1 pseudogene is annotated in these 274 nt (G+C 60.6%); it reads right to left on the bottom strand.

The annotated features are described in order from the left end of the window. Positions 1-272: pseudogene (locus E4487_RS24355) on the bottom strand (C4-dicarboxylate ABC transporter); the annotation flags it as partial. Between the last annotated feature and the right edge of the window lie 2 nt (positions 273-274).

Consider the following 274-nt stretch of genomic DNA (forward strand, 5'->3'; position numbering starts at 1 on the left):
CGCACGCCGTAGGCCAGGCCGAAGAAGATCAGCCAGCCGAACAGCGCCTTGGTCAGGGCGTTGCTCCAGGTCATGGCCTGGGCCATGTCGAGGATGGCGTCACCGATACCCAGCAGGGTTTCGTTGCCGCCGAAATGGTCACCCAGCCAGTAGAACAGGGTGTAGAAGTTGTTGAGGATCACGTAGACGAAGGTGATCAGGGTCATGGCAGCGAGAAGAAAGGCGATGAAGCCTTCCTCGAAGTGCTCCCAGGCGCGCCGCAAGGCGTTCATGG

Source organism: Pseudomonas sp. BMW13 (assembly GCF_013357275.1).
GTDB classification, from domain to species: Bacteria; Pseudomonadota; Gammaproteobacteria; order Pseudomonadales; family Pseudomonadaceae; genus Aquipseudomonas; species Aquipseudomonas khazarica.